Here is an 11,359-nt window from a genome sequence, read left to right on the forward strand (position 1 = left end):
AGCATAAAAGCCGGTGTAGCTCAATTGGTAGAGCAACTGACTTGTAATCAGTAGGTTGGGGGTTCAAGTCCTCTCGCCGGCACCATATGGAGGCTTAGCGAAGTGGCCAAACGCAGCAGACTGTAAATCTGTTCTCGTACGAGTTCGGTGGTTCGAATCCATCAGCCTCCACCAGTTTTATTATAGGGGCATAGTTTAAAGGTAGAACAGCGGTCTCCAAAACCGTTAGTGTGGGTTCAATTCCTGCTGCCCCTGCCATTCGAAATACAGCTTCATATCTTTTATTATGGCGGTCGTGGCGAAGGGGTTAACGCACCGGATTGTGGCTCCGGCATTCGTGGGTTCAAGTCCCATCGATCGCCCCATAACTTATAATGACAATCTTGTTGGGGATTAGCCAAGCGGTAAGGCAACGGACTTTGACTCCGTCATGCATAGGTTCGAATCCTATATCCCCAGCCAGTTTAAGCGGACGTGGCTCAGCGGTAGAGCATCGCCTTGCCAAGGCGAGGGTCGCGGGTTCGATTCCCGTCGTCCGCTCCATTTGATTTCGGCGCCATAGCCAAGTGGTAAGGCACAGCTCTGCAAAAGCTTTATCCCCAGTTCGAATCTGGGTGGCGCCTCCATTAATTTCATATGCGCCCTTAGCTCAGCTGGATAGAGCGTTTGACTACGAATCAAAAGGTCAGGAGTTCGAATCTCTTAGGGCGCGCCATTTTTTTAACAGAATATGCCGGTGTGGCGGAATTGGCAGACGCGCGCGACTCAAAATCGTGAGGGAAACCGTGGGGGTTCGAGTCCCTTCACCGGCATCATAGAGAAAAGCCTTGGATATCTTTCCAAGGCTTTTTCTTGTATAGACTAACATTGTAAACCGAGCCATCGTTCGTCGTTCGTTAGTCTCTCCTCCCATTATATTGCACTCCTCCTTCCAATCAGCCACCTGATGATATCCCGCAGAAAGGTGGCCATTTTAATTCGTATTGCGTTTATTTGTATGGCTATAGGGCGTTTAATTCGTATCATGTTGTTTTATGTAGGTCCTATCTGCATAGGTGTTCTCTTTATATGACGTGCCCTCGTAAGATGGGGGTAAGAGGGTGTACAACAGCCTTGAACAAGATCCTCAGATCAATCCGTTCGTTCTACCATTACTCCCTTTGAACGTTTTCCCCATCCTTGTTTAAAGTTGATAAACCATTCCAGCCGGCTTTACCCGGGCTAAACAGGCTCAATGTTTCTTTAGCTAAGTGCTAAATCCCTTGTTCAGAGCCTCCAACGATTCCTATCCCAAGCATTGTATAAGTAAACTGCTCATTAAAGTTCCCAAAGCGTGTTACATGCAGAAAAAGCTTGCTTCGTCTAAGGTCCGAGCCTTCCCCCGACTTAGGTCTAGGATTAAAAACCGTCTGGGGTCCGTTTTGGAAAACCCGGATTGAACCTAAAATAGAGTCATAAGGTTGATACAAACGAAAGGCGGTGACAATGCATGAGAACAAATAAAACTTCTGGTTGGGCGATCGTATTGATCGCAATCGGAGCACTGATGCTCCTGGGAGTATTCGCTCCATTATTCGGCAGGCTGATCGGATTGATCTTCCCGATCCTGATGATCGTGCTCGGCTATTATGGAATTCGCAGAGGTAAGGTGGTCATCGGTACGATTATCCTCGCATTCGGTGTCATGGGACTTCTGGCGAAGCTGTCCTGGATCATCGGACCGCTGCTGGGAATTGCCCTGGTAGTGTTCGGGATTATGCTGCTGAAAGGTAAGAAGTCGTCGAAGTGGATGTAACGGTAACAAAGAATTACCTTCAATAAATACAATCAAACGAATAGGCGATCACAGCTTATAAGGAGGGAGCAAAAACAGATGAGCGTATTTCGCAGGGTACGGGATATCACCGTAGCGACATTAAATGAACGTTTGGAACAAAGTCAGGACCCGGTACGGTTGATCGATCAGTTTTTGGCATCAACGCGTGACGATATTATGGAAGCCGAGAAGCTCGTTCAGCAGTACTCCGCTCATGTGAGACAGCTGAAGCAGCAAGTGGATCAGGCATCCAATATGAAGGAAAAGCGTGAGGAGCAGGCGCTGCTGGCTCTGAAGGCCGGCGAGGATCATCTAGCCAAGCTCGCACTGCAGGAAAAAATCATCTATGAAGAAAAGCTCGAGCAATACGGAGGACTGCTGGATACAACCCGCCAGTCGCTCACCGAGCTGGAAAATCAGCTGAACGACCTGAAATTGGAGTACCAAACCGTGTACAGCAAACGTCAATACTACGCGGCACGGATGGAAACCCTCAGACTTCAGCAGCGGATGAATCAGCGCATGGAAGGTTTTGGCGGACAGGATGTTCCCAAGATGTTCAACCGTCTGGAAGACCGCATTTCCGATTGGGAATTTGAAGCACGCAGTCTGCGCGACCTGCGCCGCGGCGGTCAGGAACTGTTCGAGCAAGCCAGCGGAACGGTATCCAGCGTGCTGGAAAGGGAGCTGGCCCGCCTGAAGGAAAAGCTGAACAACAGCGGAAAGGAGTAACGTCATGAGCAAGCTATACAGATCGACCCGCGATAAAATGGTCACCGGTTTGTGCGGCGGTTTGTCCGATACCTTGGGCATCGATTCCACGCTGCTGCGGATCCTGTTCTTGATCAGTATCCCATTTACCGGCGGGACCACGCTGTTCATCTACTTTATCGCGGCTTTGGTCATCCCTAAAGAACCAACGACACCTTTTAATCCATATGGACCGGGCCGGGGGTAGCTGGGGGCGGATACTACGGCAATAGTATGGGGTCCGGCAGCTACTACGGCAACGGTCAGCAAGGCAACGGCGCTTATGGTGCCCAATCTTTTGACCCTAGAGCCAAATACAACGGTTCGCCATACGGCGGAGGCAGACCGGGCGGATACAGCTCTTCCGCATCCGACCTGGACGCCATGATGGAAGATATCGAGAAGAAAGCCATGAAGAAAGAGCTTGAGGAATTGAAAAAAAAATTATCTAAGTACGAGAAGGGAGAAGTGTAAAACATGGGAGTATTTAAAAGAATTAAGGATATGACGAAAGCATCGGTGAACGAGGTATTGGATAAAGTTGAAGATCCAGTAATTATGCTGAACCAGTATCTGCGCGATATGGAGGCAGAAATCCATGACGCGGAAGTTACAGTAGCGAAGCAAATGGCCAATGAACGCCGCATGAAGCAGCGCGTGGAAGAAGCCGTGAAGATGGCCTGCCAACGTGAGGCTCAAGCTGAACTGGCACTTCGTAACGGCCAGGAAGAAGTAGCGCGCAAGCTGCTCGAGGAAAAGATTTATTTTGACCAAAAACTGTCCGAGTACCAAGAACTGCACGCTCAATCCGAGGCGCAAGCCAAAGAACTGGTACAGCAGCTCCATGACATGAAAGACGAGTTCTACAAAATGCGCAACAAGCGCAATGAGCTTGTAGCCCGTGCTCAAATGGCGAAAGCCAAAAAGCAAATGTCTCAAATCAGCAGCCTGCATACGATCGAAAGCGGCAGCGCGTCCCTTGGATTCCATCGCATGGAAGAAAAGATCATGCAAATGGAAGCTGAAGCTGATGTAATGCGTGCCCCTTACCGTCCGGAAACATCCGCTTTCACCAGCCCGGTCGATGCGGAGAAGCAGCTGAAGGTGGAAGAACAGCTCAGCGCGCTGAAAAGCAAGCTGAACCCGACGGCTGCCGCTCCTTCCAAATCGAATAAAGAATAAGTATTCAATTCTGCGGACAATATGATATGCTAGGAAGAATGGAATAAGGGCGCGAGACCTCATTCACATCTTCCTGGATCCCGGTGAAGCCATAAGGAGTGTGCCCGTCACAACCCTATGGCTTTTCCGGTCTTACTTTTCCGATAAACCAAGACATCATAAGGAGGTGCGGCATGGAAAAAAGAAATCGCTTCATTGCGCTGATTCTCATCGGGATCGGCCTCCTCATGCTCTTCGGCAGGTGGGTCGGCTTTTTTACCATCGTCGCCCTCTTATTCATTCTCATGGGAATTTATACGATTCGCGGCGGAAAAGTGAAGAGAGGCTACCGTCTCGTGGCGATCGGAGCCATCCTGCTGCTGATTGATCATTTGCTGATCGTGCTGGGGATTGCGCTGATCTCCCTGGGATGGTTTTTTGTAAAGGCAAGGAAGGTACAAAACCGGGACGGGTACCTGCAGAAGCAGGGATTTTCGGGGCATTACAATTGGGACCAGGTCCCTTGGGCTATGAGAAGCCAGAGCGTCTGGCATGTCATCAATGAAGCCGATCTGGATTTGTCGCTTGCGATCCCCGAGGAACACCGTACGGTGATGATGTTTCAAGGCATCATGGGGGATACGGACATCAAAATTCCGGAGTATTACGGGGTGGAGCTTGAAGTGTTCGTCCTGTTCGGCGCGATCGATTTCAGAGGGCACCGGGATAACGGGTTGATGAACCGTTTGAACTGGAAATCCCCTAATTATGAGACCAGCGAATACAAAGTTAAATTCCATATTTCCTACCTGGTAGGAGATGTTGATATTGATCTGTCATAGGAGGAGGGTTCCCTGATGAAAACCCGAAAACCGGCTAATATGGTCTCCCGGAGCATGGGCGAGGGGGCCCTTCTTTCTTTTGTTATGCTCCTGATCATTTTTTACGTACTTTATACATATGGTTATTTGGCCCCGTTTGATTCTTGGCAAAAAACGCTGCAGGCCGGTGCTACGCTGATCCTGGTTCCGATCGGTCTGGGAGCTATCTTCGGGTTCTATCAGAGCTACCGGGTAAAAATGAAGCTGGAACGGCTGCGGGAAACGCTGCTCTCCTGGGAAAAAGGGAACGTCGCCCGCTCCGTGCCGGAGCTTGGCAGCGACGAGGTCGGGCGCCTTGGCGAGCAGCTTGGGCGCATCAGCAAAAAGTGGGAGGAGCAGGTGAACTCCCTTCAGCGCTTGTCCACGAACAATGCCCAGCTGGCCGAGCAGGCGCGGATATCGGCGATCGTAGAGGAGCGCCAGCGTCTGGCACGGGAGCTGCATGATGCGGTATCCCAGCAGCTGTTTGCGATATCGATGACGGCGACGGCCGTGGGGAGGACGCTTGAGAAGGATTTTGACAAGGCCCAGCGCCAGGTGGCGCTCATTGAAGAGATGGCCGCTGTGGCCCAGTCGGAAATGAGGGCGCTGCTGCTGCATCTCCGGCCGGTCTATTTGGAAGGCAAGCCGCTGGAGCAAGGCCTCGGCGAGCTGGTCAAAGAGCTCAAAGTGAAGGTCCCGATGGAAATCGTGTTTGAAATGGACAAAGGCATCCACCTGGTAAAAGGAATCGAAAACCAATCTGTTCCGCATCATCCAGGAGGCGATGTCTAACACGCTCCGGCATGCCAAAGCGGATAAGATGGAAATCCGGATTCACCAAAAGAAAGACACGGTCTGGGTCATGCTGCGTGACGACGGCCAGGGCTTTGAACTAAACGAGACAAAACAGGCCTCCTACGGCCTTTCAAATATGCAGGAACGCGTCAACGAAATCGGCGGATCGATCCAGATCATTACGGCGCCCGGCAAGGGTACGCGAATCGAAATTACCGTGCCGATTGTATCTGAAGACAAAGCAGGGAGTGAGGATCTTGGAAATGGAAACACCCATGATTAAAGTGCTGCTCGTCGATGACCACGAGATGGTGCGGATCGGTCTGGCGGCTGTGCTGGGGACTGAGGACGGCATCGAAGTCGTCGGCGAGGCAGGCAGCGGGGAGGAAGGTATCCGCCTTGCCCGGGAATACAAACCCGACGTCGTCCTGATGGACCTGGTGATGGAGGGCATGGACGGAATTGAGGCGACGCGGCAGCTGCTGAAGCTGTACCCGGACTGCAAGGTGATCGTGCTGACAAGCTATTTGGACGACGAGAAAATGTACCCGGTTATCGAGGCCGGCGCATTCAGCTACCTGCTGAAGACGTCGCGCGCAAGCGAAATCGCCGACGCCATCCGCGCCGCGGCGCGCGGACAATCGGTATTGGAATCGCAGGTCGCCTCCAAGATGATGAACCGGTTCCGCCATCCGGAGGTGGAGGCCCCGGCGCACAAGGAGCTGACCGACCGCGAAATGGATGTGCTCCGCCTATTGGCGCAGGGCAAGTCCAACCAGGAAATCGCCGATGACCTCATCATTGGAATCAAAACGGTCAAGTTCCATGTGACGAACATCCTGGCGAAACTGGGCGTAGACGACCGCACGCAGGCGGCGATCTACGCTTACAAGAACGGTCTGGCGGAATAGTTGAATTGAATCCATAGCAGAGGAAAAGCCCCTGAGGAGCGGATAGCTTCCAGGGGCTTTTTTAGAGATCAGAATGTGTAAGTTTTGAAGACCGCTAAATCAAGAACAGCAGCCCGAGGGTGGCCAGACTCAGCGCCAGGCCAGCTCCAAAGCCGAATCCATAGCCATACGGATAATAAGGATAGAAGGCGCGGACGGTGGCTTTTTCCGGAGCTTTGGCTACAGGCCCCTTTGCGCGTTTTTTATGGCCGCCCTTTACTTTGGCGCCGTGCAGCTGGGTGCCTTCCGGCCCGTTCAGTATAATATGGCCGTCTTTGCACTCAGTGAGCTTTCCGGTATATACTCTGCCGTCATACATACAGGCGGCGACCATCTTGCCGCAGTGCTGCCGAATATTTTCTTCTGTTAATGGGTAAATAGGGATCATGGAAGTGTGCGAACCTCCCTTATCATTTTTATTAACCAGTGTATTCACGGCCTATGGACGCGGCTATGGTCATTCACCCAATTTCGCCTATCGTGCGGCTTTAGGTATAATCGCCCCGGAAACGGACATCCTTTTAGTAGATTGATAGATTTCCTGGTGAAGGGATGTATGAGGGATGATGGCAGTCCGGAGATGGGCAGGTTTAGGTTTGGCGGTATGCATAGCGGCTTTAGTATGGATGGGATATTTGTGGTACAGCGCGAATCAGACGTCGGCGCCGTCCCATCAGGATCCGGAAGAATTGCGCACCCTCTTGAAGCTGGGAAATGAAGTGGTAGACGTGCCGCAGCGTCTGGTTGTGAAGTGGCAGGGAGACTGGGAAGCGAGCGGTAATCAGGATGCGTACGAGGCGGCCGAGGGGCTGTCCCAATCACTGAATCTGCCGGGAGTACAGCAGCTGACGGAAGGCGGCCACTTGACGTACCGGGTCGTGGATACGAAAAATGGCGTTAACGTGCGGTTTAACTGGCAGGAGATTTCAGAAGATCGCAGTTATATTATTATTCAACTGGAGGCGGCTGGTGATGAGCAGCTGAGCGCCTTGACCGAACTCCAGTCGGAATACGGACAGGTACTGCACGAAAACGGCATCGATGCTGAATGGAATGCTTCTTTGCAGGGAACGGTTAAAGGGGAGCATCCTGCCGGATCGACCATGAAAGCGGTAGAGGATGGCATTTTCAGAAATATGGCGGCGACAAAAGCAGAATCCTACGAGGATGCGACTACGGTCAGCAACGCTTACGAGGTGCCTTCATTGCGGTCCGGCATCCAAAGCGGAGGGAAGGTTCTGAACATGCAGGTGGCGGTCCATGAGGATCAATCGACCGGCAGCAGCCGGGTGACGATCGGGCTTCCGGTCATTACGATTGAGTATTAGACCTGCCCAGCACGCAGAAAGAAATTTTTGATTTACCACCAGGTTAAACGGATAGCATCATGCTGATGAATGTGCTAAAATGACATCAATCATTTTATGCCACCAAATTATGGTGTAAAATCGGGATTTTGAAGAGACCAAAATACGACATAGAAAGAATGAGGAGCCATGACTGAAAATCAAAATCTTGAAGCACTCAAAACACCTGGTGCTGTATTTTTTATTTTCGGGGCAACCGGGGATTTGGCCAAACGCAAACTGTTTCCTGCCATTTATAGTTTGTACCGTGAAGGTAAATTAGCCGAGGATTTTGCGGTCATCGGCGTCGCGCGGCGTCCGCGTACCCAGGAGGAGTTCCGTGAGGACATCTTCCAGTCGATTCAGGAATTTTGCCGTTACAAGGCGGAGGACAACGACAATTGGAAGACGTTTGCGCAGCATTTTGAATATAAGTCCCTCGATATCAACAACGTCGACGGATTCCGTGAACTAAACGAACAGACGGTGAAGCTGGAGAAGCAGTTCGGCATTCCGGGCAACCGCCTGTTCTACCTGGCCCTGGCACCGGAGCTGTTCGGCAGCGTATCGTTTAACCTGCAAAAGGGCGGCATGCTGGATGCCGAAGGCTGGAACCGCCTCGTCATCGAGAAGCCGTTCGGCTACGATCTGAAATCGGCTGAAGAGCTGAACGAACAGATTCGGCAGGTCTTTAAAGAAGAAGAAATTTACCGGATCGACCACTACCTGGGCAAGGAAATGGTGCAGAATATCGAAGTCATCCGGTTCGCCAACGCGTTTTTCGAGCCGCTGTGGAACAACAAGCACATTTCCAACGTTCAGATTACGCTGAGCGAAACCGTCGGTGTTGAAGAGCGCGGAGGGTACTACGACCATGCCGGCGCACTCCGCGATATGGGACAAAACCATATGCTGCAGATGCTGACGATGATCGCGATGGAGCCGCCTAGCCGCCTGCTGCCGGAGGATATCCGCGACGAGAAGGTGAAGGTGCTCCGTTCGCTCCGGCCTTACGAGACAGCGGAAGAAGTGAAGAAGAACGTCATCCGCGGCCAGTACATCAAGGGCTCTGCCCGTGGTAAGGACCTGCCAGCCTACCGTGAGGAGGACAAGGTCGACCCGAACTCCAATACGGAAACGTATTTTGCGGCGCGGCTGTTCGTGGATAATTTCCGCTGGGCGGGCGTACCGTTCTATATCCGGACAGGCAAACGCCTTCCGGTCAAAACGACGGAAATCGTCGTGGAATTCAAGAGCATGCCGAACAACGTTTATTTGGGTAAAAAATACAAGCTCGAACCGAACCTGCTGGTCATCCGGGTGAACCCGATGGAAGGCATCTACGTAAAGATCAACGCGAAGAAGCCGGGCTCCGAAAATGAAATCGAGCCGCTCGCGATGGACTTCTGCCAGAGCTGCATGGTCGGCATCAACTCGCCTGAAGCGTATGAGCGCCTGCTGCATGATGCAGCCCGCGGCGAATCAACGTATTTCACCCGCTGGGATGAAGTGGCGTCGGCCTGGTCCTTCGTCGATAAGATCGCCGAAGCCTGGGCGCAAAACCAGGGCGATATCTCTTATTATCCTGCCGGGTCCTGGGGACCGAAGGAAACGGACGAACTGCTGAAAGCGGACGGTTTCCACTGGTGGCCGGTGAACGGCCAGGAAGAGGACAACGTCGTGTGGCAGATTGGCAAATAAAACCGTTGTACCGGTGCTTGCCTTGTGTTTCACTAAAGACATAGCCTGAAATGAAATCATCCTCATGCAGCCTCTGCATGGGGGTGATTTGCGTAGAGAATGTGATACAATAATAGACATGACTTTAGTGATGAAGGGAATAGTGAAATGAGCAAAGCGATAGATGATACGCTGCAGCAGGAAGTGGAGAAGCGCCGGACGTTCGCGATTATCTCCCACCCGGACGCAGGTAAAACGACATTAACGGAAAAGCTGCTCCTGTTCGGCGGCGCGATCCGGCTGGCTGGTACAGTCAAAGCGCGCAAAGCGAGCAAGCACGCGACCAGTGACTGGATGGAAATCGAGAAGCAGCGGGGGATTTCGGTTACTTCGTCGGTGATGCAGTTCGATTATAACGGACACCGGATCAACATTCTGGACACCCCAGGTCACCAGGACTTCAGTGAAGATACGTACCGTACGCTGACCGCTGCCGACAGCGCCGTCATGCTGATCGACGTGGCCAAAGGGGTCGAGGCCCAGACGATCAAGCTGTTCCAGGTTTGCGCGAAGCGGGGCATTCCGATTTTTACGTTTATTAACAAGCTCGACCGGGAAGGCCGGAGTCCGTTCGACCTGATGGAGGAGCTGGAGCAGGTGCTTGGCATCCGCTCCGTGCCGATGAACTGGCCGATCGGGACCGGACGCGAACTGTGCGGTGTCTACGACCGCATGAAGAATCAGGTCGAGCTGTTCCAGGGGAACGACCATTCGACCATTCAGGTACAGAAGGTGGAGGACTATAACGACCCGGTTATCCGTGAAATGGCGGGGGATTACCTACACGATCAGCTGTGCCAGGACCTGGAGCTGCTGGACGTGGCGGGGGACCAATTTGACCTGGAAAAGGTACAGAAAGGTGAACTGACGCCGCTGTTCTTCGGCAGTGCGATCAACAACTTCGGGGTGCAGACGTTCCTGGAGAACTTCCTGCAGCTGGCCCCGCCGCCGGAGCCGCGCCGCAGCACAGCTGGTTTGATCGAGCCGACGAACGAGAAGTTCTCGGGATACATTTTCAAAATCCAGGCGAACATGAACCCGGCGCACCGGGACCGCATCGCCTTCATGCGGATCGTGTCCGGCAAGTTCCAGCGCGGCATGACCGTCAAGCATGTGCGGGTCGGCAAGGACATCAAGCTGTCGCAGCCGCAGCAGTTCCTGGCACAGGACCGCGACATCGTCGATGAGGCGTATCCTGGCGATATCATCGGGCTGTTTGACCCGGGCATTTTCCGGATCGGCGACTCGCTGAGCCAAGGCAGCGAAATCGTCTTTGACGAGCTGCCGACGTTCTCGCCGGAGATTTTCTCGAAGGTGACGGTCAAGAACGCCCTGAAGCACAAGCAGTACCAGAAGGGCATCGACCAGCTGACGGAGGAAGGGACCATTCAGGTGTTCCATACAGTCAGCTTCGACGATACGATTCTCGGCGTTGTCGGCCAGCTGCAGTTCGAAGTATTCGAATACCGGATGAAAGGCGAGTACGGCGTGGATGTGCAGCTGCAGCGGATGCCGTACCAGTTCGCCCGCTGGATCGTGGACGACCAGATCGATCCGAGCAAATTCCGCATCAACTCGACGCTGGTGAAGGATAAGAAGGGCAACTATGTCGTACTGTTCGAAAACGAATATGCGATGCGGACCGCGATGGAAAAAAATCCGACCGCGAAGTTTTTGGAGACCGCTCCTTAAGTCTGCTGAAGCTTCTGTAATATAGGAAATACCCCTCCGCTGTTTCCCAGCGGAGGGGTATTTGTCATTGCGGTAAAAGCACAGGCGTCTTTGTTAAGTCAATGGCCCCGGCTTAATCGTCTTGAGGTGCTCATGAGCCACATGGACGAGCTCGTTCTGCTGCTTTGTGTCGATATTTTTCCACATCATCTCAAAGATCGCTCCCAAGCCGGGGAGCGCCTGCTCCGGACCGTCGACGGATCCTTC

At 52.7% G+C, this 11,359-nt stretch carries 10 protein-coding genes, 9 tRNA genes and 2 pseudogenes; 19 read left to right on the forward strand and 2 right to left on the reverse strand.

The window, feature by feature from the left end; genetic code table 11:
- The first annotated feature begins 9 nt into the window (after positions 1 to 9).
- The 16 genes and pseudogenes from CPT76_RS03925 to CPT76_RS04000 all read left to right on the forward strand — a co-directional run bounded on the left by CPT76_RS03925 (position 10) and on the right by CPT76_RS04000 (position 6,296).
- Positions 10 to 85: transfer RNA gene (locus tag CPT76_RS03925), tRNA-Thr, on the forward strand.
- A 3-nt stretch (positions 86 to 88) separates the two neighbouring features.
- Positions 89 to 174: transfer RNA gene (locus tag CPT76_RS03930), tRNA-Tyr, on the forward strand.
- A gap of 10 nt (positions 175 to 184) precedes the next feature.
- Positions 185 to 258 (forward strand) — tRNA-Trp (locus CPT76_RS03935).
- A 31-nt stretch (positions 259 to 289) separates the two neighbouring features.
- Positions 290 to 365: transfer RNA gene (locus tag CPT76_RS03940), tRNA-His, on the forward strand.
- Positions 366 to 387: 22 nt separating this feature from the next.
- A tRNA-Gln gene (locus CPT76_RS03945) sits at positions 388 to 462 on the forward strand.
- Between the two features lie 6 nt (positions 463 to 468).
- A tRNA-Gly gene (locus tag CPT76_RS03950) sits at positions 469 to 543 on the forward strand.
- Between the two features lie 9 nt (positions 544 to 552).
- Positions 553 to 626 (forward strand) — tRNA-Cys (locus tag CPT76_RS03955).
- 12 nt (positions 627 to 638) lie between these two features.
- Positions 639 to 715: transfer RNA gene (locus CPT76_RS03960), tRNA-Arg, on the forward strand.
- Positions 716 to 732: 17 nt separating this feature from the next.
- Positions 733 to 812 (forward strand) — tRNA-Leu (locus CPT76_RS03965).
- Positions 813 to 1,489: 677 nt separating this feature from the next.
- On the forward strand, positions 1,490 to 1,795 hold the full coding sequence (locus tag CPT76_RS03970) for a LiaF transmembrane domain-containing protein (RefSeq protein ID WP_076175192.1): 306 nt from the start codon (positions 1,490 to 1,492) through the stop codon (positions 1,793 to 1,795).
- A gap of 78 nt (positions 1,796 to 1,873) precedes the next feature.
- Positions 1,874 to 2,548, forward strand: a complete 675-nt coding sequence (locus CPT76_RS03975) for a PspA/IM30 family protein (protein ID WP_076175189.1) — start codon at positions 1,874 to 1,876, stop codon at positions 2,546 to 2,548.
- 4 nt (positions 2,549 to 2,552) lie between these two features.
- A pseudogene (locus CPT76_RS03980) lies at positions 2,553 to 3,040 on the forward strand (PspC domain-containing protein).
- Between the two features lie 3 nt (positions 3,041 to 3,043).
- Positions 3,044 to 3,748 (forward strand): PspA/IM30 family protein, encoded by a 705-nt coding sequence (locus CPT76_RS03985; RefSeq protein ID WP_105442006.1) that lies wholly within the window; start codon positions 3,044 to 3,046, stop codon positions 3,746 to 3,748.
- A gap of 173 nt (positions 3,749 to 3,921) precedes the next feature.
- Positions 3,922 to 4,569, forward strand: coding sequence for a cell wall-active antibiotics response protein LiaF (gene liaF / locus CPT76_RS03990; RefSeq protein ID WP_105442007.1), 648 nt, complete (start codon positions 3,922 to 3,924; stop codon positions 4,567 to 4,569).
- A 15-nt stretch (positions 4,570 to 4,584) separates the two neighbouring features.
- Positions 4,585 to 5,668, forward strand: a pseudogene (locus CPT76_RS03995) (sensor histidine kinase).
- On the forward strand, positions 5,649 to 6,296 hold the full coding sequence (locus CPT76_RS04000) for a response regulator transcription factor (protein ID WP_076175243.1): 648 nt from the start codon (positions 5,649 to 5,651) through the stop codon (positions 6,294 to 6,296). Before CPT76_RS03995 ends, CPT76_RS04000 begins: the two are co-directional and overlap by 20 nt.
- Before the next feature lie 94 nt (positions 6,297 to 6,390).
- On the opposite strand, the gene CPT76_RS04005 is transcribed toward CPT76_RS04000, so the two are convergent.
- Positions 6,391 to 6,723 (reverse strand): hypothetical protein, encoded by a 333-nt coding sequence (locus CPT76_RS04005; protein WP_105442008.1) that lies wholly within the window; start codon positions 6,721 to 6,723, stop codon positions 6,391 to 6,393.
- A gap of 208 nt (positions 6,724 to 6,931) precedes the next feature.
- Here CPT76_RS04005 and CPT76_RS04010 point away from each other — a divergent pair, with 208 nt between their 5' ends.
- From CPT76_RS04010 to CPT76_RS04020, 3 genes are all read left to right on the forward strand, one after another.
- Positions 6,932 to 7,663, forward strand: coding sequence for a YwmB family TATA-box binding protein (locus tag CPT76_RS04010; protein ID WP_219845379.1), 732 nt, complete (start codon positions 6,932 to 6,934; stop codon positions 7,661 to 7,663).
- A 168-nt stretch (positions 7,664 to 7,831) separates the two neighbouring features.
- On the forward strand, positions 7,832 to 9,382 hold the full coding sequence (zwf, locus tag CPT76_RS04015) for a glucose-6-phosphate dehydrogenase (RefSeq protein ID WP_105442010.1): 1,551 nt from the start codon (positions 7,832 to 7,834) through the stop codon (positions 9,380 to 9,382).
- 147 nt (positions 9,383 to 9,529) lie between these two features.
- The gene (locus tag CPT76_RS04020; protein WP_105442011.1) at positions 9,530 to 11,113 is read left to right on the forward strand and encodes a peptide chain release factor 3; all 1,584 of its coding nucleotides are present in this window, start codon (positions 9,530 to 9,532) and stop codon (positions 11,111 to 11,113) included.
- 93 nt (positions 11,114 to 11,206) lie between these two features.
- Here the strand turns inward: CPT76_RS04020 and sspI are convergent.
- Positions 11,207 to 11,359 (reverse strand): small acid-soluble spore protein SspI (gene sspI, locus CPT76_RS04025; RefSeq protein WP_219845382.1); only part of this gene is annotated, 153 nt, incomplete at its 5' end.

Origin of the sequence: Paenibacillus sp. AR247 (genome assembly GCF_002968895.1) — a bacterium.
GTDB classification, from domain to species: domain Bacteria; phylum Bacillota; class Bacilli; order Paenibacillales; family Paenibacillaceae; genus Paenibacillus_AQ; species Paenibacillus_AQ favisporus.

Coding starts and splice junctions, on each gene's coding strand:
- CPT76_RS03970 (WP_076175192.1), top strand. CDS start 1,490: ATGAGAACAAATAAAACTTCTGGTTGGGCGATCGTATTGATCGCAATC.
- CPT76_RS03975 (WP_076175189.1), top strand. CDS start 1,874: ATGAGCGTATTTCGCAGGGTACGGGATATCACCGTAGCGACATTAAAT.
- CPT76_RS03985 (WP_105442006.1), top strand. CDS start 3,044: ATGGGAGTATTTAAAAGAATTAAGGATATGACGAAAGCATCGGTGAAC.
- liaF (WP_105442007.1), top strand. CDS start 3,922: ATGGAAAAAAGAAATCGCTTCATTGCGCTGATTCTCATCGGGATCGGC.
- CPT76_RS04000 (WP_076175243.1), top strand. CDS start 5,649: ATGGAAACACCCATGATTAAAGTGCTGCTCGTCGATGACCACGAGATG.
- CPT76_RS04005 (WP_105442008.1), bottom strand. CDS start 6,723: ATGATCCCTATTTACCCATTAACAGAAGAAAATATTCGGCAGCACTGC.
- zwf (WP_105442010.1), top strand. CDS start 7,832: ATGACTGAAAATCAAAATCTTGAAGCACTCAAAACACCTGGTGCTGTA.
- CPT76_RS04020 (WP_105442011.1), top strand. CDS start 9,530: ATGAGCAAAGCGATAGATGATACGCTGCAGCAGGAAGTGGAGAAGCGC.